This window comes from Burkholderia cepacia, assembly GCF_001039005.1.
GTDB lineage: Bacteria > Pseudomonadota > Gammaproteobacteria > Burkholderiales > Burkholderiaceae > Burkholderia > Burkholderia theae.
Map to the genome: position 1 here is coordinate 91,392 of NZ_LDWR01000013.1, position 20,878 is coordinate 112,269.

Genomic DNA, 20,878 nt, shown 5'->3' on the forward strand with positions numbered 1-20,878 from the left:
CGGCCCGAGTGAGCCTTGCCGGGCCTTACGCGCGCGCGGTTTTGTCCCGCGCCGCCTTGCCCGTCGCGGGCAGCCCCTGCTCGTGCGTGCGGCGCATCCGCGCGAGGCCGTGCGCGACGTGCTCACGCACCAGCGCGACGGCCTTCTCCCCGTCGCCGCCCGCGAGCGCTTGCACGATCTTGTCGTGCTCGGCCGCGGACACGGCGATCGCATCTTCCTCGGCCTCGATCGCGGCCTGGCGCAGCAGGCCGAGCTGGCGCACGAGCCGGCGGTAGGTGTCGGTGAGGTGCGTATTGCCGACGCCGACGACCATCGCGTCGTGGAACTGCACGTTCAGCTCGGTATAGCGCGTGACGTCGTGAGTCTTCGCGGCATCCTTCATCGACTGGATGATGCCCTTCAGCACCTTCAGCGTGTCGGGCGAGATGCGCTGCGCGAGCGCGCGCGCGACCGACTCGTCGAGCATCGCGCGCACTTCGTAGATTTCCTCGGCCTCGCGCAGCGGCACGACCCGCACGGTCACGCCGCGGTTCTTCTCGTTGCGCAGCAGGCCGGCCTGTTCGAGCGCGCGAAACGCTTCGCGCACGGGGCCGCGCGACACGTTCAGCTTGGTCGCGATCTCGACTTCGTTGAGCTTCTCGCCGGGTGCGTATTCGCCGGAGACGATCGCGCGCTCGAGCATGTCCTGGACAATCATCGCAAGCGACTGGCTTTGCAGGAGTTCGATGGCGCTGAGCGTGTTCGGGGCAGTCATGGTCGGGCAGGCAGCGGGGCTGCGGTGAAAACGAGGGCGCCATATCGGCGAATGATCCTTATATACCCTCGGCCCGACACATTGTCAACAGTTTTCAGTTTCCAAAAACCAATCCCGCCCGCCGGCATGCAACCGGCAGGCGGCGGCCGCGCGACGGGCAGACTTCGCCCGAACCGCGCGACGCGCACCGACCGTCAGGCCGAGTGCTTCACCGGCCCCGGATCGCTGTGGCTCGGCCGGCCCGTCTCGACGTGGCCCGCGAAGCGGCGCACGACCTTGTCGTCGCCGCCGCGCAGCGTCGTCGCGGTAATCGTCAGATCGTACCAGCCGTGGCTCGACGACAGCTCGAAGTGATCCTCGACGCGCTCGCCCGGCTCCAGCGTATAGGTGCGCGCATGCGCATGGCTGTACGCGTTGTCGACCGTCATGCGGCACGTCGCGCGCCCGCTGTTGCGCAGTTGCAGGTATACGTGACGGTTGCGCACGTCGTAGCCGATCTTCGCTTCGGGGTTCGCGTGGCGGCCGTCCGCCGCAAGCCGCGTGTTGCCCTGGAACTCGCACAGATAGCCATTCGGGCCGTATGCCGCGAGATGGTATTCGCCGCGCGCGGCCGACGTGCTCCACGTGTCGACGAAACGATCGTGCGCGGACACCGCATAACGACGCGGCGGCGTCGTCGGGTTGCGGCGGTCGTACACGTAGAACGCCGCACCCGCGTCGCCCGAGTTCGCGAAGTCGAGCGACACGGTGTCGTCGTGTCCGCTCACGCGGCTGTGCACGAACAGCTCGTACGGCAGCGCGCGCGCAGGCCGCGTGCCGGGCTCCTGCGCCGGCATCGACTGCTGCGCGGGCACCTGGTACGCCTGGCCGGCCGTCGCGATGTGCTGCGGCACCGTGAAGCTCACCGTGCGCGTGTCGGGCCGCGCGGAGAAGTCGAACGCCGACGTGAGGTCGCCGCAGATCGACCGGCGCCATGCGCTGATGTTCGGCTCCTTCACGCCGAAGCGCGCTTCGAGGAAACGCAGCACCGACGTATGGTCGAACGTCTCCGAGCAGACCCAGCCGCCCTTCGTCCACGGCGAGATGATGATCAGCGGCACGCGCGGCCCGAGGCCGATCGGCTGGATGCCGCCCGGGTCCGCGCCCGGCACGAGCGGGCTCATCTCGCCCGGGTACTTGTTCAGGTCGAGCAACTCGTCGCCGAGGTTCGACAGCAGGTTCGACGACACGATGCCCTGGCCGCCCACGCCGCTCGTGACCGGCGGCACCGGCGGCACGACGTGGTCGAACAGCCCGTCGTTCTCGTCGTAGTTGAGGATGAACACCGTCTTCGCCCACACCTCGGGGTTCGACGTGAGCGCCTCGAGCACCATGTTGATGTAGAACGCGCCGTCGGTCGGCGACGCCTGCGGGTGCTCGCTGTACTTGTACGGCGCCACGATCCACGACACCTGCGGCAGCCGGTTCGCCTGCACGTCGGCCTTCAGCTCGGCCAGCGTGTGGTCCGACGCGCCCTTGTCGACCAGCGGGCCGCTCGCACCTTCCTTCACCTGGAAGCGCTTGAAGAACATCAGCGAGTTGTCGGTGTAGTTGTCGGTCGGGTCGCCCGGGATGCCCGTGCCGCCCTGGTACACCTTCCAGCTGACCTTCGCGTTCTCGAGGCGTTCGGCGTAGGTCGTCCACGTGTAGCCGTTCACGTCGTCGCGCTCGCCGATGCCCGGGCCGTTCGGCGGGTTGCCGTAGATGTTGCGCGGGTCGACCGTGCCGGTCCACAGGTAGATGCGGTTCGGCGCCGTGTCGGCGTGCGCGGAGCAGAAGTACGAATCGCAGATCGTGAACGCGTCGGCCAATGCGTAGTGGTACGTGAGATCCTGGCGCTTCAGGTAGCCCATCGTCAGCACGTCCTGCTTCTGGTTCACCCACTGGTCCCACTGGCCGTTGTTCCAGGACAGGTGGCCGCTGCTCCAGCCGTGGTTCGTGCCCGGCTGGAATTCGGTCGTCTGCTTCGGGTCGAGGTAGAACGGCAGCACGTACGGCGCGGACGGATCGATGCCGCGCGAATGGTAGTTCTTCGTGAACACCGACGCCGGCGGCTGCTGCCACACCGGCGCGCCGCTCGGCAGCAGGTGCGGGCGCGGGTCGTTGAAACCGCGCACGCCGCGCAGCCCGCCGAAGTAATGGTCGAACGAACGGTTTTCCTGCATGAAGATCACGACGTGTTCCACGTCGCGGATCGTGCCGGTGCGATAGGCGGCCGGCATCGCCAGCGCGTTGCGGATCGCGGGCGGAAAGCCCGCGTAGGCGGCCATCGCGCCGGCCGACTGCGCGGCGAGGCGCAGGAAATCGCGTCGATTGTTCGAGGACATGAAGGGAACCCTGTTGTCGGTAGGAGTGGGGTGCCGGTCGAGCGGGGCCGGCGGTCGGTGTGTTACCCGCTATTACCCCGCACCGGCATGTCCCGGCCGTGACCGGTTCCCGCAGGTTTCTTGCGCTGACCCCCAGCTTTTTTTCGAAGCGGCGCACGACGCGCCTTTCATGCGGCCGACACACGCGTGCGCTACGCTGACGCGCGATGAAGAGGGGGGAGAAGCCGAGTCGTGTTCGATCAGCTGAAGGCGTTCCACGCGACCGTCCGGCAGGGCAGCATCACGCGCGCCGCACGCCACCTGGGGGTGAGCCAGCCGACGATTGCCGCGCAGATCCGGCAGGTCGAGCAGGTGTACGGCGTCGAGCTGTTCTACCGCAGCGGCCGCAAGCTCGAGGTCACCGAGACCGGCATCGAGCTGCTGCCGCTCGTCGAGAAGATGATCGCGCTCGAGGCGCAGGCCGACATCATGCTGCGCAACGTCGGCGGCCTGTTCGAAGGGCACCTGCGGATCGGGGCGACGGGCCCGTACTACATCATGGACGCGGTCGGCCGCTTCTCGAACGCGCATCCGTCGATCGCGCTCACGTGCCGGATCGGCAACTCCGAGGAGATCCTGCAGGCGCTGCAGGAATTCCGCATCGATCTCGCCGTCTCATCGCAGCGCAACGACGCCGACGGCCTCGAACGCAAGGTGATCTCGACCGATCCGCTGGTGCTCGTCGTGCATCGTACCCATCCGCTCGCGCGTTTCGACGCGATCGATCCGGCGCAGCTCGCCGACGTGCGGCTGCTGATTCGCGAGGAAGGCTCGATCACGCGCCGCTGCACGGAGACGATCCTGGCCGCGGCCGGCGTCGCGACCGCGTCGGTCGCCGAGATCGGCAGCCGCGAAGCGATCCGCGAGGCGATCCTGCATGGCGTGGGCGGCAGCCTGTTTCCGCTCGGCGAGGCCGAGCGCCATCCGGATCTGCGCGTCATCGCGCTGCGCGGCGTCGACACGACGATCGACGAATACGTGTACTACCTGAAGGCGCGCCGCCAGAGCCCGGCGATCGACGCGTTTCTTGCATGCATCCTGCCGGCGGAGCCCGCCACGCGCGCCGCGACACTCGACCCGACGCGGCGGGCGAACGCGCGCTGAGCCGCCGCGCGTTCGCCGCTTTCGCGCATTTCCTGCTGCATTGCCTGGCGCTTTTCGTCGCGCCTTCCCTCGTTTTTTCCTCGTGCCTTCCTTCTCGCGTCCGGCCACGCGTCACTTCGGCAGCGCCGGAATCATCCATGTGAACACGTGCTGCTGCAGGAACACGAGCACGCCGAGCAGCAGCGTGAGAATCACGCTGTGCCAGAAGGTGCGCGCGAACACCAGGCCTTCCTGCCCCTTCAGATCCGTCGTCGACACGCCGGTGGCGATGTTCTGCGGCGAGATCATCTTGCCCATCACGCCGCCCGACGAGTTGGTCGCGGCCATCAGCACGGGATCGAGCCCGAGCTGCCGTGCGGCGACGACCTGCAGGTTGCCGAACAGCGCATTGCCCGACGTGTCGCTGCCGGACAGGAACACGGCGATCCAGCCGAGCGACGCGGACACCAGCGGGAACAGCGCACCCGTTGACGCGACGCCCGTGCCGAGCGTGTAGCTGATCCCCGAGTAGTTCAGCAGGTACGCGAGCCCGACGATCATCATCACCGTGACGATCGCGATCCACGTCTGCCGCCACGTCTTGACCACGCATTCGAGGAACGCGCCGGCGCCGGTGCGCGTCAGCACGGCGGTGATGATCGCCGACAGCAGGATCGCGGTGCCCGTGCCGAGCGGCTGGAAATCCCAGATCGCCGCATACGGCTTGTGGTACAGCGACACGAACACCGCGTTGTGCAGGCCCGGCCACTTGATCTTCACGTCGCCGATCATCGCGACGTTCGCATGCACCCACACGATCACGACCACCGACACGACGAGCCACGGCAGCCAGCCGCCGAAGCCCGCGCGCGCGGCGCCGGCCGCCGCGGGCACGCTGCGCGCGAGCGCGTATTGCGGATCGGGCTGCGGCCGCCACACCTGCAGGAAGCCGATCGTGACGATCAGCGACGTGAGCGACGACAGCACGTCGGTGAGCTGGTAGCCGAGGAAGTTCGACGTGACGAACTGCGCGATCGCGAAGCTGGCGCCCGACACGAGCAGCGCCGGCCAAAGCTGCCTGATCGAGCGCAGCCCGCCATACGCGCCGACCACATAGAACGGCAGCAGCAGCGCGAAGAACGGCAACTGCCGGCCGACCATCTGGGCGAGCGTCGCGGGCGGCAGCGACGTGACCGCGCCGAGCACGGTGATCGGCACGCCGAGCGCGCCGAACGCGACCGGTGCGGTGTTGAACAGCAGCGTATAGGTGAGCGCTTCGAGCGCGGGGAAGCCGAGCGCGATCAGCAGCGCGCTCGTGATCGCGACCGGCGTGCCGAACCCCGAGATCCCTTCGAGCAGGCAGCCGAACGAGAACGCGACGACCAGCAGCACGAGGCGGCGGTCGTCGGGCAGGTTGTCGAGCATCCACTGCCGGAACTGGTCGAAGCGGCCCGACTTCACCGCGATGTTGTACAGCAGCAGCGCGTTGAAGACGATCCACATCACCGGCACGACCGCGAGCGCCATACCCGCGCCGACCGCGTTGAACGCGAGCCCGGCCGGCATGCCCCACGCGCCGATTGCGACCACGAGGCCGGCGACGAGCCCGGCAAGCGATGCCTGCCATGCGGGACGGCGCAGCACGCCCAGCGCGATCAGCGCGACCGCGATCGGAATCGCGGCGACGAGGAACGACAGGAACAGCGAGTTGGCGACCGGCGTCAACGGCTGCGCGAAGACGATGCCGGGCGGTAGGGCGTCGGTGGGATTCATCGTGTCTCCAGATGTCGACCCGAGTTGGCGCTTTAGCGCTTACTCGGGTCCCATGCCATGTGCGGTCGACCCGAGTTGGCGTTTCGGCGCCCCCGGATTCGGGGCAAAGCGGTCGTTCCACGGTCGCGACGACGATCGGACGCTTGCGCACGCAACGACGTTGCACGGCCAACCGATCAGTCGCTTAAAAGAGGTTAGGAGGCGCGCGGCGCTTGTACAAGGGGGACAAGCCCGATGCGTGGCGACCCGGTGCGAACCCTCCGCTACACGGTGGCCGGCAGATGGCGGGCAACTGTCGCGCTCGACAGGAAGCCCGTCGCGAACGGTTCGCCATCGCGCTCGACACGGTCACCCGCGCAATGTTGCAGGTGCAACAAAAGTGCCTGCCGGCGGGCGGGATGTTTCGTTTGGCGTCCGAAGCCTAGACTGGCCGCATCGATTCCACCCGCGCCGACGACGGCGCGGCACCGGAACCTCACGGAGCGAACACGATGAAGACGATGAAACACGCGGCATGCGCGATCCTGCTGATCGGCGCGGTCTTCGCCGCCCATGCGCAGCCCGCATCGACGCTGACGCGTGCGCAGGTTCGTCAGGAACTCGCGGAGCTGCAGGCCGCCGGCTACCGGACGAGCCTCGCGAGCAGTCCCGACTTTCCGGAGAACATGCAGGCGATCATGCAGCGTGCCGCGCAGGCGCGCGGCGAGGACGCCGGTTACGGCAGCGAAGGGAGGGGGAACGTGGAATCGGGCAAGCCGGCGCTACCGCACGCGATCGATCGCGGCACCTACACCCATCACTGATTGCGGACTGAACCCGATTGAACGGGTAACGGCGCGGCGCCACCGGCGCCGGCCGACACACACACGGCCCGCACACCAGCGCGCGCGGCCGCGTGCATGATCCTCAAACGCTGAAGCGGTTCAGCGTATAAGCACGATAGGCCGCGACGAACGCATCGAACGATCCGGCCTCCTTCGCTTCGAGCTCGGCCTGCTCGGCCAGCGACTTCGCGGCGAGCGCCTGCTCGGTGCTCAGCGTGTCCGCCGACGGCGGATGCGCGCGGAAATGCGCGGCATGCGCTTCGCTCTGCGCCAGCGCGAACCCGAGGAACGACTGCCCGTTCTCGCGCATCGTGCGCAGCACGCGCGCAGATGCGGTGCGTTCCGGATCGGCGAGCTTCTCGCGTTGCGCAGCGATGGCGCGCGTATGCTCGTCGCCGCCGCGGATCTCGTCGAGACGGCGGCCGATGGTTTCGATATCGGTCATCAGGTCGTCCGCCCACGCCTGCAGCGTGATCGGCTGGCCGTCGCGTGCCAGCGTGAGCCCCGGCTTGCGGCCTTCCATCGTCACGCGGCCGAAGTTCGCGTTCGCTTCCTTGTACGCGTCGCAGTCGAGCGCCGCGCTTTCGTCGAGCGCGCACGCGAGCAGGAACGCGTCGATGAAGCGCGCGGTCTCCAGCGCAATGCCGGTCGGCTCGAACGGATCGATGTCGAGGCAGCGCACCTCGATGTACTGCACGCCGCGCGATGCAAGCGCATGCAGCGGCCGCTCGCCCGAATACGTGACGCGCTTCGGGCGGATCGTCGAGTAGAACTCGTTCTCGATCTGCAGCACGTTCGTGTTGATCTGGATCCACTCGCCGTCGCGATGCGTGCCGATCGCCTCGTACGCCGGATACGGCTCGCTCACGGCCTTCGACAGCGCGTCGAGATAACCGGGCAGCGTGTTGTAGTCGACGTGCAGCGCGGCCTGGGCGGTCGTGTTCGAGTAGCCGAGATCGCTCATCCGCAGGCTGGTCGCATACGGCAGGTACAGCGTATCGGCGTCGAACGTCTCCAGCTTGTGCGGCTTGCCGCGCAGGAACTTCGTGTCGAGCGCGGGCGACGCGCCGAACAGGTACATCAGCAGCCAGCTGCGTCGGCGGAAGTTGCGGATCTGCGCGAGATAGCGCTCCGACTGGTAGTCGACGAGCGTGGCCGTCGAGCCTTCTTCCGCATGCAGGCGCCGCCACACTTCCTCGTGCAGCGAGTAGTTGTAGTGGATGCCGGCGATGCACTGCATCGTGCGGCCGTAGCGATACGCGAGGCCGCGCCGGTACACAGTCTTCAGGCGGCCGATGTTCGACGTGCCGTAGTCGGCGATCGGAATCTGGTCGTCGGCCGGCAGCAGGCCCGGCATCGATTCGTTCCACAGCATCTCGTCGCCGAGCGCCGCATAAACGTAGCGATGCAGATCGTCGAGGCGTTCGAGCGTGATGGCGGCGTCGCGTTCCGCGGGCGTGATCAGCTCGATCAGCGCCTCGGAATAGTCGGTCGTCAGCGACGGATGCGTGAGCGCCGATCCGAGCGCGCGCGGATGCGGCGAGAACGCGATCATCCCGTCGCGCGTCACGCGCAGGCTTTCCTTTTCGATGCCGCGCAGGCCGTCGGGCAGATGCTGCCGCGTCGGGCCCGAGCTCAGCGCTTCGAGGCGATTCAGCAGCAGTTCGGACTGGCGGTGAGTCATGGTGTTCGACATGGAGACGCAAGTGCGTGACGGCCGCGCGCAGAACGCCGCGCGCGGCCGGCTGGATTGTTGGTCGCTTCGTTGGTAGCGGGCACTTTAACATCTCGCCGGAACACGCGCTTGAGGTGGCGCCGGGTACGGCGCGCGGGGCGGAGCGGGCCGCCGGACGGGGCGATTGCGGCCGTCGCGGCGTGTGGCACCGGAGCCAGGCGGCACCGATGGGCACGTCGATCACGTGCATTCGTCCGATGGAACGCGATGCGCGGACAGGCGGCGGCAGGTGCAACCGTGCCGCCGAATCGATCATCCGCCGCGCGCGCCGCCCGCCCGGTCGGCCACTTCGTTCCACAAATGCAGCGCCGCGTACGCGCGCCACGGCCGCCAGCCTTCGGTGCGGCGCTTCTGGCTCGCCAGCCGGTCGAGCGCCGGATCGCGTGCGGCGATCGACTGCATCAGCACGAGATCGGAGGCCGGCCACGCATCGGGGTCGCGCCAGGCGCGCATCGCGATGTATTCGACGGTCCACGGGCCGATGCCCGGCAGATCGAGCCATGCGCTACGCAGCGTCGCCAGATCGGCATGCTCGCGGTCGACCGGCACGTCGCCGGCCGCCACCGCGCGCGCCACGCCCGTCAGTGTCGCCACGCGCTTGCCGGGCATTCCGATCTTGTCGAGATCGCACGCGGCCAGCGCGTCGGGCGTCGGGAAACGCCACGCGGGTGCGCCATCGTCGACGGGCACCACACGCTCGCCGGCCCGTTCGACGAGCCGGCCGACGATCGTCGTCGCGGCCTTCACGCTCACCTGCTGGCCGACGATCGCGCGCACGGCCAGCTCGAACCCCGACCATGCACCTGGCACGCGCAGCCCCGGCGCAGCCTCGACGAGCGGCGCGAACCAGGGATCGCGCGCGAGCCCGCCGCCGATCGCGGCCGGATCGGCGCCGAGGTCGAACATCGTCGCGACGCGCGCGGCGAACGCATCGTCGACATGACGCGCGACCGCCCCTTCGACCGTCGCGATCAGGCAATGCTTGCGCGGGTGTTTCGTGACCGTGAGCCGGCCGGAATCGCCGTGCAGGTCGACGATGCGGCGATACGTGCCGTCCGCGACCTGCTCGACACCCGGAATCGCGCGCCCGCTGAAGAAGCGCAGCACGCGCGCCCAGTCATACGGCGCATTGAAGCGCAGTTCCATCTGCGCGGACGGCGGCACATGGCCGCCGTTCACGATTGACGTGATCGTTGTTTTGGCGAGGCTCAAACTGCGCTGCCCTCCGTCACGGCTTCGGTTTCATCGTGGTGGACATGACGCGCCTCGGATGCCAGCAACGTCGCCTTGCGGCGCACGCCCCAACGATACCCGGAGAGCGCGCCGCCCTTTTGCACGACGCGGTGGCACGGGATCGCGAGCGCGACCGGGTTCGACGCGCACGCGGATGCGACGGCCCGCACCGCGCGCGGCGAGCCGAGCGCCTCGGCGATCTCCGAGTAGCTGCGCGTTTCGCCGTACGGAATATGCGTCAGCGCTTCCCACACGCGCTGCTGGAAGGCGGTCGGCGCGATGTCGAGCGGCAGGTCGAACGCGTGCCGCGTGCCGTCCAGGTACGCGCGGATCTGCGTGATGAACGGGGCGAGCCGCGCGGGCGCTTCAACCAGTTCGGCACGGGCGAACGCGTCGTTCAGCTCGCCGACGAGCGCGGCCGGCTCGTCACCGAACGCGATCCGGCAGATGCCCTGTTCGGTCGCGGCGACGAGCACCGTGCCGAGCGACGTCGCCGCGGTCGCATAGTCGATCCGCAGGCCGGCGCCCTGGCGGCGGAACGCGGACGGCGCCATCCCGAGCTCGCGCGGCACCGACGCATAGAGCCGCGACGGCGAATTGAAGCCCGCGTCGACGGCCGCCTGCGTGACCGGCTGCCCGCTTTGCAGCGCCTGCCGCAGCGCGGCACCGCGCTGCGCGGCCTGGTACTGGCGCGGCGACACGCCGACCACGCGCTTGAAGAGCCGTTGAAGGTGGAACGGGCTCACGTGCACGGCATCGCTCAGTTGCTGGAGCGTGAGCCGCTCGGCGTGCGCGTCGAGCACCGCGCATGCGCGGTTGACGATCTCGAGCTCGCGCGGCAGCCCTTCCGGCTGGCAACGCTTGCAGGGCCGGAAGCCGGCTGCACGCGCGGCGGCCGGATCGGTGAAGTAGGACACATGCTCGCGGCGCGGCAACCGCGACGCGCAGGTCGGGCGGCAGAACACGCCGGTCGTGCGCACGGCATAGAAGAACGCGCCGTCCGCATGCGGATCGCGAGTGGTCACGGCGCCCCAGCGGGCATCGTCGGTCGGATAGGCGGTTTTCATCTGAACCTCGCACTCTTTATGTAGTGTAGATGGTGCCTACTCTAGACATCGGCACGTGCCGTCGCGCCCTGAATCTTGCTCTCTGATTCGAGCCGGCGAACCGGGGACACATCATTCAAGCATAAATCCGACAAAACGCCTGCGCCGGCCGTTCCGGCGCGGTTTTCGTCATCGTCCCGTCACCATTTTGCTGCAGTGCGGATGCGACAAATCGCCGTCCTGACGTTTTTTTGCATTCGGAATATTGCGTCGCACCATCGCCGTGTGTATAGTTGGAACTGTCTCCTCCATGTCTCCTCCTGATATGGATTAAGCCCGTTCCGCTCCGCGTGAACGGGCTTTTTTTCGTCTGTCGATTGTGCCGCGTTCCGGCGGGCGGCGCAGGCGCGATGCGTCTACACTCGATGCTCGACGACTGCGAAGGAGTGCCCGCCCATGAAGCCCACCATCCGCGCGATCGATCACATCGTGCTGCGCGTGACCGACATGGCGGCGATGACGCGCTTTTACTGTGACGCCGTCGGCTGCCATGTGGAGAAGGAACAGCCCGATCTGGGCCTCGTGCAGCTGCGCGCCGGCGATGCGCTGATCGACCTGATATCGGTCGGCGGCCCGATCGACCGTCCCGACAGCGGGCCGCCCGGCACCGGACGCAACCTCGATCACCTGTGCCTGCGCGTCGAGCCGTTCGATCCCGACGCGCTGACCGCGCATTTCGCCGCGCATGGCGCGCGGCCGGAAGCCCCTGCGGAGCGCTACGGCGCCGGCGGCTACGGGCCGTCGATCTACCTGTTCGATCCCGAAGGCAACATGCTCGAATTCAAGGGGCCGCCGGCCGCGATCGGTTGAGCGCGGCCGGTGCGCGGGCCGTCACGCGCCCGCGCGCGCCTTCAGGACCGACCATTCGACCGCGATCGGGTCGTGATCGGCGCTCGAGATCCACGCCGCGCCGTCCTGCACCGTGCACTGCAGGCGCATCGTGCGTTCCGCGAGCTGCCCGAGCGCGGCCGCGACGCCATCGGCGAGCGACAGCACCTGCACGTTGCGCAGCCGCTCGACCTTGCTGCGCACGCCCTGCCACCAGATATCCGACGTCTTGCCGCCGTACGCGATCACCGTGACCTGTCCGGCACGGCCGGCCGCCTTCGAGATGCGCCGCTCGTCGGGCTGGCCGGCCTCGATCCAGACGTCGATCGCGCCCGTCAGGTCCTTCTGCCACAGATCGGGCTCGTCGACGTCCGACAGCCCCTTGCAGAATTCGAGCCGCTCGTTCGCGAACAGCGCGAATGCGACGATCCGCACCATCATCCGGTCGTCGGTTTCCGACGGATGGCGCGCCACCGTGAGCGCGTGGTCGGCGTAGTAATGCCGATCCATGTCGGCAATTTGCAGTTCGGCTTTGTAGATCGTGGATTTCAGCGCCATGCGGATGCGGCCCGGGCGGGCATTCGGTTCGGTCGGGCCGTGATGATACCGAATGCGCGCCGCCCGGCGCGTGTCATGTGCACTCCACAGCGCAACGGCCCGGCATGCGCCGGGCCGTGTTCGGTTCGCGCCGCCGGCCAATCGGGCCGGTGCGCTCGCGCGTCGTGCGACTGCGCGGGTTATTGCTTGACGAAGCGCGAATCGGTCCAGAGACCCTGCTGGTCGCTGTTGTCGGCGCTGACGAACTGCACGTCGCCCTGCTCGACCGACACCACGCGGAAACGCTGGCCTTCCGGTACCGACAGGCAACGGAAGTCGTCGAAGTACTGCTGCTTCGCCTGCGATTTGCCGTCACGCTCGTGGCTCAGTACGGAGTCCAGATTGTCTTTCGACAGGCAGCCCCATGCGTTCTTCGTCAGCTGGATTTCCTGCGTCGGCTTGACGGCCGAATCGCCGCCGGCCTGGGCGATCGACACCACGCAAAATGCACCGACGAGGGCAACGAGGACACCGGTTCGTTTCATCATGTTCTGTCTCCAGGCTTGCGGGCACCAGGCTTGGGTTAGCTATGTGTTTAAAGATGATCGTGAACCCGCGTTTTTCACTTTAGAAGACCGGCGAGCGATAGCAAGCACATTTGTTGTGCGATCGCAATAGCGGCGGATTGTCGCACCCCGCGCGCAGCCCGATTTTCGTGCGATGCGCGCACGCGGCGAGGTGTGCCGCGCGGCGGACCGGCCCGTGACACCGGGCCGAAAGCGTTATCCGGCAAGGTTTTCAGAAAAATTACAATGCGGCGATTGAACGGTTTGGATAATCCATTTCGCCATCCCGATCATTTTGATGCGTTGCACCTAAAGTCATCCGAAACGATCTGACTTTACCGCAACGCGGCATCGCATTTACCTGATACAAGAAAAATGCCAGGTATAAGCGCGTGCGTATTTATCCGTATTTCCCCGCATGCCTCCGGCGCCCGCGGAGGCCCCGCCGCGGGTGTCTTTCGTCAGTGTCTTGACCCGGCTTTATTCAGGCCGATTGCTGGCGCTCGAAATAATCGCGCTGAAAAATGCACATGCGATAAGCGTTGTGATACGCGCCGTTTCCGAAAAATTCTTCCTTCAATTCGGCCTCGTGCTGGAATCCGCATTTTTCGTACACGTGAATCGCCGCCGCATTCGACGTATCGACGATCAGGTACAGCTTGCGCATGTTCAGCACCTTGAATGCGTACTCGATCGCAAGGCGCGTCGCCTGGCCCGCATAACCGCGCCCCTGGCATTGCGGCGCGATGATGATCTGGAACTCGCCGCGGCGATGGATGTAGTCGAGCTCGATCAACTCGACGAGGCCGACCAGTTCGCCTTGCGAATCGACCGTGACGAACCGGCGCTCGCGCTGGTCGTGCACGTGACGGTCGTACAGTTGTGACAGTTCCGAGAAGGTTTCGTACGGCTCCTCGAACCAGTAGCGCATGATCTTCGCGTCGTTGTTCAGTTCGTGGACGAAGCGCAGGTCCTGGCGCTCCAGCGGTCGTAGCGCAAGCGTGTTGGTATCGTTCTGGAGTTGCATGTTCAGTCCTTTTTGAGGCCGGCGCACGTGCGAAACGCCCGCGCGGCGCGGCCGCGTTCGGGCCCGTTTCGCACTGTAAGAAATTGAACGCGGGCGAAGTTCAGAGCCTAGAATGGGAGCTAGGGTTCCTGCCACCGCAGGGAGGCTATCGTGATCGAGCAAGTCATACTCGGTATTTTTCTCGTCCTGCCGCTCGTGATCGTGGCGGCGCTGTTCTCCGACGAACTTTGGCAGGAGCATCGGCGTCAGCATCCACGCGACGAAAACGCACCCCATATCGACTGGAAGCACCCGTGGCGCCGCGTGCGACGCGAGCATTGAGTCGATCGCCGTCCCTCCGCAGTGCGTGCCGGCCGGGCCGCCCCGAGCCGGGTAACACGTGGCGCGCCCCGATTCCGCTTCGATCCGATTCCCGCTCAACCCGCGAGACGCCGCCGTGAACGACCAGCCCGCTCCCCCGCCGCACGATATCCCTCACGAAACGATCGATCTGCAGATCGCCGACGTGCTCGCGGCCGTCCGCTACCCGGCGAACAAGGATGCGCTCGTCGATGCCGCGCGCGACGCCGGCGCCAGCAACGAAGTGCTGTCGATGCTCGACGGCCTCCCCGAACAGGACTACGCGGACGTCGACGCCGTCACGCACTGGGTCGCCGGCAACTTCGGCCCGGGGCTCGGCATTTGAGCGCGCGCCAATAACGCGATAGGATCGGGCCGCACCGGTCGCGCCGCGGCCGGATGCGTGCCGTGCCGCCCGGCGCAAGACCGGGCGTTTCCGCACGCGTGTCCGGGGGACTCCATGGAAGGCATCCTGATCCAGCACACGACGCGCCGTCAGCTCTGGTTCGGCGCGTTGACGGCGCTCGTCATCCTGCTTGCGCTCGGAATCGCCGCGCCGCACGCGAACGTCACGCTGCCGGCCGTCGAGCCGTTCATGCCGATGTGCGCGCTCACCGTGTTCACGACCGCGAGCATCGCGGCGTTCTTCCTCGGCGCGCAGTTCACCGTCACGCGCCAGCCCGTGCTCGGTGCGCTCGGCGGCGCCTACGCGTTCACCGCGCTCGCCGTCGCGCTGCAGCTGCTCACCTTTCCGGGCGTGTTCGCGCCGCAAGGCCTGCTCGGCGCGCGCCCGCAAAGCGCCGCCTGGATGTGGGTCTTCTGGCATGCGGGTTTCCCGTGCTTCGTGATGGCCGCGCTGCTCGCGCGCGAGCGGCTGACGCGCGCACCGGTCGGTGACAGGCAGACGCGCCGGTGGGCGGTCGCGCTCGTCGGCGGGCCGGCCGTCGCGGCCGCGCTGCTGTGCGCGTTCGCGCTGAACGTGTCGCTGCCGCCCGCGTTCCATCCGCCCGGCGACGCGGCCTTGCTGCCCGTCAACGGCATCGCGCTCTTCGTGTGGATCCTCAATGCGCTTGCGCTCGTTGCCGTGCTGGCCACCGGCCGGCTGCGCACGACGCTCGACCTGTGGCTCGCGATCGCGGTGCTCGCGTGCCTCACCGACACGACGCTGAACCTGCTGGCCACGAACCGCTACACGGTCGGCTGGTATCTCGCGCGCGTGTTCAGCATGTTCACGCCCGGTGTGCTCGTGTGCGTGCTCGCCTGGGAAGTGACGATGCTGTACCAGCAGCTGTTCGAGGCGCACGCGACGCTGGTTCGTTCTTCCGCGCGCGACGGCCTGACCGGCGCGTACAACCGCAGCCACTTCAACGATCATTTCCACACGCTGTTCCTGCAGGCGCGACGGCAAAGCGAACCGCTGTCGCTGCTGATGGTCGACGTCGACCTCTTCAAGGCCTACAACGACGCGTTCGGTCACGTGAAGGGCGATGCGTGCCTGATCGCGGTCGCGAATGCGCTGGCCGGCGCGGTGAGGCGGCCCGCGGATATCGTCGCGCGTTACGGCGGCGAGGAGTTCGCGATCGTGCTGCCGAACACGGGCGCGCGCGGTGCGCGGGTGGTTGCCGAAGAGGCGCGCGAAGCCGTGTTGCGGCTCGATCTCGCGATGCCTGCTGCGCCGGCGGGGCGCGTGAGCGTCAGCGTCGGCTGTGCGACCGTATCGGCCGACGACTTATCGACACCCGATGCGTTGATCGAAGCCGCCGATGCCGCGCTGTATCGTGCGAAGGATGCGGGGCGAAACAGGGTCGTCGTCGCCTGAAAACGTCTGCTGTTTGGGGCATTTGTTACGGTCATTTTGACCGGAATAATCCGCTGTTACGGATTGCGGAACAGGGATACGAACGCTTACAGCCGGTGTTGCAGGCGCTCGCTATGCTGGGTTTCATATTGAACCCACGCAGGTGAACGCCATGAAGAAAACTCTTTTGCTGATTGCCAGCGTCGCCGTGCTGCTGAGCGGCTGTATCGTGGTGCCTGACGGCGGGTATTACGGTGGTGGCGGGTATTACCATCACCATCATTGGGATTGAAGCGGGGGATGATCCGGATGGGTTTATCCGGATCCTCTCGCCATCAAGCCGGTGTTGTCAGCTCGGCATGCATCAGAAATACCTGCAGCGCAGCGAGCGTTTCGTAGTGGCGACGCTCGAAGCGCGCATCCTTGTGGGCAATCTTCGATCGGCAATGCCTCGACCATCATCCAGTTGGTCGTCCTCGCCGCCCGAAATTCAAAACGCCCCCCATACGTCGACACCGCCCCGGTGGACATCAGCTGTACGAGCGTCGTGGCGACACACCAACGCCCATTCCACGATGCGTAGGCCTCGTTCGCGAAACGCAGATCGCCTTTGATCACTCGCTCACAATTCAACGAGTACCTGTCACCTCAAGTTTGTGGTTTAGGTGCGGGCTGACGCTCGTCCCAATTGCCCTACCAAGACGAACGTCAAAAAGGCGAAACTCCTTTCAGTATCGACAGGCACATCGACGATCCCACGATCCCAGTGCATTTACATGACCAGGGAAATCCAGATTATATTTGGTCAAAAAACAATCATCCGGATAAACATTTCGAACTAGTCCGATTGATTTTCGAGACGTGACCACGCTAGCGTAACAGGCATCGCACGTACCGCTCAACATCGTCGAAGCCAAAGCAGAAATGCCATCAAATAAAGATAAAATCCCACACTTCACAATAAATAAAATTTTTTGGAAATGGAAACTCCATGACGGAGAAGATGGATGCAAGATCGTTCCAAACATCGCGCTATCCATGGATAAACCTGCACCATCGCTTCCGACGCAACAAAAACCGAAGGTGACCGAACCCCAACGTGCCGCCATCGCGCCAAAGCGTGACTCTCTTGACCAAATGGTTGATGATTTGGAAAGGGCCGGCAAGGCTCTCGCACGCTTTCAAGCGTGGCTCAATGCTCCCGATCCTCAAAAACCCGTCATCGTGAAGCCTAAAAGGGATGATTCCGTACCAGCGTTTGATATCCAAGAGATTCCCGCAGCAATGCGCAAAATATACCTCCCAAAAATCTGCCGCTCTGATGGAGCGGTGGTTTTCCGGAAAATTAAATTATTCACGCACCTCTTTGGATGAATCATCAGAAATCAATCAAGACGGAAACCGTACCCCTCCGACATGTACGACATGTCCACCATTAAATTGGATTGGGTTTTGCGCTTCCCCCGGGCGAAGCAGCAATTCGACCACCTTATTAATGAAGCGATTCGCTCACAAAAATCCAGAAATCAACTTCACAAACTACTGATCCCGTATAAAGACTGTGCAACGAGACTCTACACCGACGACATATGCGGGAACGATCTCCGCAATATTCACCGACGATTTCAATTTCAATACTCAAGAGTGGACAGCACGTTTGGGCAAAAAATTGAAACTCAACTGGATGCACAACTTCGCAATAATGGTGTACCTGACGATTTATCTGGGGCGCTGGGTTCCTTCAACATATATGCAGCACTCGGAAGCGTGCGCTTCTCATGGGATGTGGATTCCCACAGAACAACAGCCGAGGTGACGGGAATGTGGGTGTATGTGAAAGACAATTATACATTTACCGACAAACCCGGCGAGCGATCTCAATATTTAGGGCATTGGAGTAGCAACGGGGTCATCGTCGTCCCATATAGTGCAGCCGCTGCATTCTTGAACTCCGAGCATGTCCCATATGTCAAATATGCGGTCGCCAGAGGCAATTCGCTCATCAAAGGGAATGTCTACTATCCAGTGGAGAACGTTGACTTTCGACGATGGGCTGAAATACACACCAGAGGCGGTGACTTTATCATCTACTCCGACAAAAAATATATTCCGATCTCGCCTCCCATAGAAATCCCACTGTGAAAAAACTCAACAATATATTATGAGTAATTCCTTGAAGATTATTCTTACATCACTTCTCATGGCACTGGTTGGTATTTTTTTCTTTAACCCAACACCCCGAGGAGAACAATGTAGAAAATCGACATCTCCGGATGGGACATATATTGCCGATCTGTGTCTCTTAGCCTGGGTTCCAGGCGGAGATTCTCGATATGTCGGCCGTGTGTACCGCGCGCAAACCGGAAGGTTGTTAGCTCAGCACACATTTAGCACACCTACTCCCGAAATTTCATGGAATAGCTACGGCGATGTCTATGTGTCCTTTTCAAAAGGAGACGGCGGGGATGACTCTATATACATATCGCTCCCGCCATCGCTCATCGATCGGCTTCTAGCAGCACGTCCGCACCTGTAAAACCACAGTGCCAATCTGATCGATGGGTACAGACACATTCTATTTCAGGGCAATGGCCGTGCCATTCCCGGCTTGCAGTCCTTTTCGCTTCTATTTCCCGATACAAAACCTGCTGAAAATCACCCCCAGCAGATCATCCGAAGTGAACTCCCCGGTAATCGCATTGAGCTGCTCCTGCGCGAGCCGCAGCTCCTCCGCAAACAGATCGAGCGACTGCGCGCGCTGCTCCGCATGATCCGCTGCCTGCGCGAGATGCTCCTGCGCGGCCCGCAGCGCGATCAGGTGCCGCTCGCGCGCGAGATACACGCCCTCGGCCCCCGCCTGCCATCCCGCGATCCGCAGCAGCTCCGCACGCAGCATGTCGATCCCGTCGCCGCGCTTCGCGGACAGATGCACCTCGGTCAGATCCCCTTCCGCAGCCGGATGCTCGACACAAGCCGGCACACCAGTCAGATCCGTCTTGTTCAGTACGCGCACCACCGGCACGCCGCCCGGAAACCGCGCGGCGATCACCTCGTCATCCGGCGTCAGCCCCGTGCGCGAATCGAGCAGGTGCAGCACGACGTCCGCGCGCTCGATCTCGCTCCACGTGCGCGCAATGCCGATCCGCTCGACCTCATCCTCCGTCTCGCGCAGCCCGGCCGTATCGATGATGTGCAGCGGAATCCCTTCGACCTGGATCGTCTGCGCAACCTTGTCGCGCGTCGTCCCGGCGATCGGCGTGACGATCGCCAGCTCCGCGCCGGCCAGCGCGTTCAGCAGCGACGACTTGCCGACGTTCGGCTGCCCCGCGAGCACGACCGACAACCCTTCGCGCAACAACGCACCCTGCCGCGCATCGCCGAGCACATGCACGAGCTGCGCGCGGATCTTCGCGAGCTTGCCGCGCGCGTCGGCCGCTTCCAGGAAGTCGATCTCCTCTTCCGGAAAATCCAGCGTCGCCTCGACCAGCATCCGCAGCGTGATCACGTCGTCGACAAGCGCATGGATCTGCCGCGAGAACGCGCCGTCGAGCGACCGCCCGGCCGAGCGTGCCGCCGCCTCGGTGCTCGCCTCGATCAGGTCGGCAACCGCCTCGGCCTGCGCAAGGTCCAGCTTGTCGTTCAGGAACGCGCGCCGCGTGAACTCGCCCGGCTCCGCGAGCCGCAACCCGAAGCCGCGCCCCGCATCCAGGCAGCGCTGCAGCAGCAACTGCATCACGATCGGCCCGCCATGGCCCTGCAGCTCGAGCACGTGCTCGCCGGTGTACGAGTGCGGCGCCGGGAAATACAGCGCGATGCCGCGGTCGAGCGGCGCGCCGTGCTCGTCGAGGAACGGCACGTAGCTCGCATGGCGCGGCGCGAGCTTCTGCCCGCACAACGCGTCGATCAGCGGCAGCGCGGCCGCCTCGCCGCCGCGCCCGAACGACACGCGGACGACACCGATGCCGCCCCGGCCGGCAGCAGTGGCAATGGCGACGATCGGATCGGAATCGGTAGCGAGCATGGGAATCGGATGAATCGGGTGGTCAGACAGTGAGTGGTGCGCCCGCGCAACAGTTCGGGCATCGGATCGCCGGCATTGTAGCGTGCCGGCCCACACGCCACCGGCCGCCACGCAGGATTCGGACTCGCCCGAATTTATCCCGCCGGGGATAAGTCGAGTATCAGTCCAACGCAATGTCGCAGCCACCGTTTCGGACGAGTATGCCTGCCGGAGCGGCTTGACGCTGCGTCCCTCAATTCCGTCATCCATCCCGGGCAAGGCCGGGATTCGTCCGAATGAGATACGTTTATCTCATATGGTTGTCTGAAACGCGGCGGTGGAATTGCACAATCTCCCCCATGCCGACATCCGAAGAAAAAGCCGCGTTCTCGGAACGCCTGAAATTCGCCCTGCGGCGCAGCCCGGAGAAGGTCACCGGCGCGACGGAGCTTGCGAACCGATTCAATCTGCGCCACCGCGGAACGCATCCCGTTTCGCCGCAAACCGCGCACAAATGGCTGACGGGCCGCACGATTCCGACGTCGGACAAACTCGAAACGCTCGCCGAATGGCTGCGCGTCGAACTGCACTGGCTGCATTACGGCCCGTCGCCGAGCGTGATCGAGCACCCGACGCCGCAACCGCTGCCGCGCGACGAGCGCTATCCGCCGACGCCCGAGACAATCGAACTCGCGTCGAAGATCGAGGCACTTTCTCCGCATCAGCGCTACCTCGTTCAGGAACTGATCGAGCAGTTCTACGGCGAGCCGAAAATCGAAGCGAAGAAGGCCTGAGCGGGAACGGCACGCGCATCGCACGGCGCGCGCCGCCGCCAGCCAACAAAAAAGCCGCATGGGCGAACCATGCGGC

18 protein-coding genes and 1 pseudogene are annotated in these 20,878 nt (G+C 65.2%); 9 read left to right on the forward strand and 10 right to left on the reverse strand.

The genetic code is table 11. The features are described from left to right. Positions 1-25: 25 nt before the first annotated feature. Both VL15_RS08205 and VL15_RS08210 read right to left on the reverse strand, forming a co-directional pair. Positions 26-754, reverse strand: coding sequence for a phosphonate utilization associated transcriptional regulator (locus VL15_RS08205; protein ID WP_048244735.1), 729 nt, complete (start codon positions 752-754; stop codon positions 26-28). A 194-nt stretch (positions 755-948) separates the two neighbouring features. Beyond that, positions 949-3,120, reverse strand: coding sequence for a phosphocholine-specific phospholipase C (locus VL15_RS08210; protein WP_048244737.1), 2,172 nt, complete (start codon positions 3,118-3,120; stop codon positions 949-951). Positions 3,121-3,351: 231 nt separating this feature from the next. On the opposite strand from VL15_RS08210, the gene VL15_RS08215 reads away from it, so the two are divergent. Next, positions 3,352-4,263 (forward strand): LysR family transcriptional regulator, encoded by a 912-nt coding sequence (locus VL15_RS08215; protein ID WP_048244740.1) that lies wholly within the window; start codon positions 3,352-3,354, stop codon positions 4,261-4,263. Between the two features lie 111 nt (positions 4,264-4,374). Here the strand turns inward: VL15_RS08215 and VL15_RS08220 are convergent, their stop codons facing one another. Beyond that, entirely contained in the window at positions 4,375-6,015 is a 1,641-nt protein-coding gene (locus VL15_RS08220) for an L-lactate permease (RefSeq protein ID WP_048244742.1), read from the reverse strand. 491 nt (positions 6,016-6,506) lie between these two features. On the opposite strand from VL15_RS08220, the gene VL15_RS08225 reads away from it, so the two are divergent. Further along, a complete protein-coding gene (locus VL15_RS08225; RefSeq protein WP_048244744.1) occupies positions 6,507-6,818 on the forward strand; it encodes a DUF4148 domain-containing protein in 312 nt (103 codons plus the stop codon). Between the two features lie 103 nt (positions 6,819-6,921). Here VL15_RS08225 and gshA read toward each other — a convergent pair whose 3' ends face one another. The 3 genes from gshA to ada form a co-directional block, all read right to left on the reverse strand. Further along, complete coding sequence (gene gshA / locus VL15_RS08230) at positions 6,922-8,535, reverse strand: glutamate--cysteine ligase (protein ID WP_048244745.1); 1,614 nt, start codon at positions 8,533-8,535, stop codon at positions 6,922-6,924. Between the two features lie 291 nt (positions 8,536-8,826). Beyond that, positions 8,827-9,786 (reverse strand): DNA-3-methyladenine glycosylase family protein, encoded by a 960-nt coding sequence (locus tag VL15_RS08235; RefSeq protein WP_048244747.1) that lies wholly within the window; start codon positions 9,784-9,786, stop codon positions 8,827-8,829. Continuing rightward, positions 9,783-10,874 (reverse strand): bifunctional DNA-binding transcriptional regulator/O6-methylguanine-DNA methyltransferase Ada, encoded by a 1,092-nt coding sequence (ada, locus tag VL15_RS08240; RefSeq protein ID WP_048244749.1) that lies wholly within the window; start codon positions 10,872-10,874, stop codon positions 9,783-9,785. Before ada ends, VL15_RS08235 begins: the two co-directional genes overlap by 4 nt. Positions 10,875-11,309: 435 nt before the next feature. On the opposite strand from ada, the gene VL15_RS08245 reads away from it, so the two are divergent. Continuing rightward, entirely contained in the window at positions 11,310-11,723 is a 414-nt protein-coding gene (locus VL15_RS08245; protein WP_048244751.1) for a VOC family protein, read from the forward strand. 21 nt (positions 11,724-11,744) lie between these two features. Here the strand turns inward: VL15_RS08245 and VL15_RS08250 are convergent, their stop codons facing one another. The 3 genes from VL15_RS08250 to speG form a co-directional block, all read right to left on the reverse strand. After that, positions 11,745-12,299, reverse strand: a complete 555-nt coding sequence (locus tag VL15_RS08250) for a YaeQ family protein (RefSeq protein ID WP_048244753.1) — start codon at positions 12,297-12,299, stop codon at positions 11,745-11,747. 179 nt (positions 12,300-12,478) lie between these two features. Beyond that, positions 12,479-12,826: a surface attachment protein Sap1 gene (sap1, locus tag VL15_RS08255; protein WP_048244754.1), complete on the reverse strand. Its 348-nt coding sequence runs from the start codon at positions 12,824-12,826 to the stop codon at positions 12,479-12,481. A 502-nt stretch (positions 12,827-13,328) separates the two neighbouring features. After that, positions 13,329-13,871: a spermidine N1-acetyltransferase gene (gene speG / locus VL15_RS08260; protein WP_048244756.1), complete on the reverse strand. Its 543-nt coding sequence runs from the start codon at positions 13,869-13,871 to the stop codon at positions 13,329-13,331. 150 nt (positions 13,872-14,021) lie between these two features. Between speG and VL15_RS42640 the strand changes: the two genes are divergently transcribed. The 5 genes and pseudogenes from VL15_RS42640 (at position 14,022) to VL15_RS43120 (ending at position 18,150) form a co-directional block, all read left to right on the forward strand. Next, positions 14,022-14,192: a hypothetical protein gene (locus VL15_RS42640; RefSeq protein ID WP_014895655.1), complete on the forward strand. Its 171-nt coding sequence runs from the start codon at positions 14,022-14,024 to the stop codon at positions 14,190-14,192. A gap of 115 nt (positions 14,193-14,307) precedes the next feature. Then, positions 14,308-14,556 (forward strand): DUF2795 domain-containing protein, encoded by a 249-nt coding sequence (locus VL15_RS08270; RefSeq protein WP_048244790.1) that lies wholly within the window; start codon positions 14,308-14,310, stop codon positions 14,554-14,556. A 114-nt stretch (positions 14,557-14,670) separates the two neighbouring features. Continuing rightward, complete coding sequence (locus VL15_RS08275; RefSeq protein WP_048244758.1) at positions 14,671-16,029, forward strand: GGDEF domain-containing protein; 1,359 nt, start codon at positions 14,671-14,673, stop codon at positions 16,027-16,029. Positions 16,030-16,932: 903 nt separating this feature from the next. Beyond that, positions 16,933-17,382, forward strand: a complete 450-nt coding sequence (locus VL15_RS43115) for a hypothetical protein (protein ID WP_230684371.1) — start codon at positions 16,933-16,935, stop codon at positions 17,380-17,382. Further along, positions 17,330-18,150, forward strand: a pseudogene (locus VL15_RS43120) (DUF6402 family protein). The gene VL15_RS43115 and the pseudogene VL15_RS43120 overlap by 53 nt, the downstream one beginning before the upstream one ends. 484 nt (positions 18,151-18,634) lie before the next feature. Here VL15_RS43120 and mnmE read toward each other — a convergent pair. Next, entirely contained in the window at positions 18,635-20,029 is a 1,395-nt protein-coding gene (gene mnmE, locus VL15_RS08280; protein WP_048244760.1) for a tRNA uridine-5-carboxymethylaminomethyl(34) synthesis GTPase MnmE, read from the reverse strand. 338 nt (positions 20,030-20,367) lie between these two features. Here mnmE and VL15_RS08285 point away from each other — a divergent pair, with 338 nt between their 5' ends. After that, the gene (locus tag VL15_RS08285; RefSeq protein WP_048244762.1) at positions 20,368-20,802 is read left to right on the forward strand and encodes a transcriptional regulator; all 435 of its coding nucleotides are present in this window, start codon (positions 20,368-20,370) and stop codon (positions 20,800-20,802) included. Positions 20,803-20,878: the final 76 nt, after the last annotated feature.

Bases quoted from the DNA above. Each gene is read 5' to 3' on its own strand.
- VL15_RS08205 (WP_048244735.1), bottom strand. From the start codon at position 754: ATGACTGCCCCGAACACGCTCAGCGCCATCGAACTCCTGCAAAGCCAG.
- mnmE (WP_048244760.1), bottom strand. From the start codon at position 20,029: ATGCTCGCTACCGATTCCGATCCGATCGTCGCCATTGCCACTGCTGCC.
- VL15_RS08285 (WP_048244762.1), top strand. From the start codon at position 20,368: ATGCCGACATCCGAAGAAAAAGCCGCGTTCTCGGAACGCCTGAAATTC.
- VL15_RS08225 (WP_048244744.1), top strand. From the start codon at position 6,507: ATGAAGACGATGAAACACGCGGCATGCGCGATCCTGCTGATCGGCGCG.
- VL15_RS43115 (WP_230684371.1), top strand. From the start codon at position 16,933: ATGCCATCAAATAAAGATAAAATCCCACACTTCACAATAAATAAAATT.
- VL15_RS08250 (WP_048244753.1), bottom strand. From the start codon at position 12,299: ATGGCGCTGAAATCCACGATCTACAAAGCCGAACTGCAAATTGCCGAC.
- ada (WP_048244749.1), bottom strand. From the start codon at position 10,874: ATGAAAACCGCCTATCCGACCGACGATGCCCGCTGGGGCGCCGTGACC.
- gshA (WP_048244745.1), bottom strand. From the start codon at position 8,535: ATGTCGAACACCATGACTCACCGCCAGTCCGAACTGCTGCTGAATCGC.
- VL15_RS08210 (WP_048244737.1), bottom strand. From the start codon at position 3,120: ATGTCCTCGAACAATCGACGCGATTTCCTGCGCCTCGCCGCGCAGTCG.
- VL15_RS08245 (WP_048244751.1), top strand. From the start codon at position 11,310: ATGAAGCCCACCATCCGCGCGATCGATCACATCGTGCTGCGCGTGACC.
- VL15_RS08220 (WP_048244742.1), bottom strand. From the start codon at position 6,015: ATGAATCCCACCGACGCCCTACCGCCCGGCATCGTCTTCGCGCAGCCG.
- speG (WP_048244756.1), bottom strand. From the start codon at position 13,871: ATGCAACTCCAGAACGATACCAACACGCTTGCGCTACGACCGCTGGAG.
- sap1 (WP_048244754.1), bottom strand. From the start codon at position 12,826: ATGATGAAACGAACCGGTGTCCTCGTTGCCCTCGTCGGTGCATTTTGC.
- VL15_RS08275 (WP_048244758.1), top strand. From the start codon at position 14,671: ATGGAAGGCATCCTGATCCAGCACACGACGCGCCGTCAGCTCTGGTTC.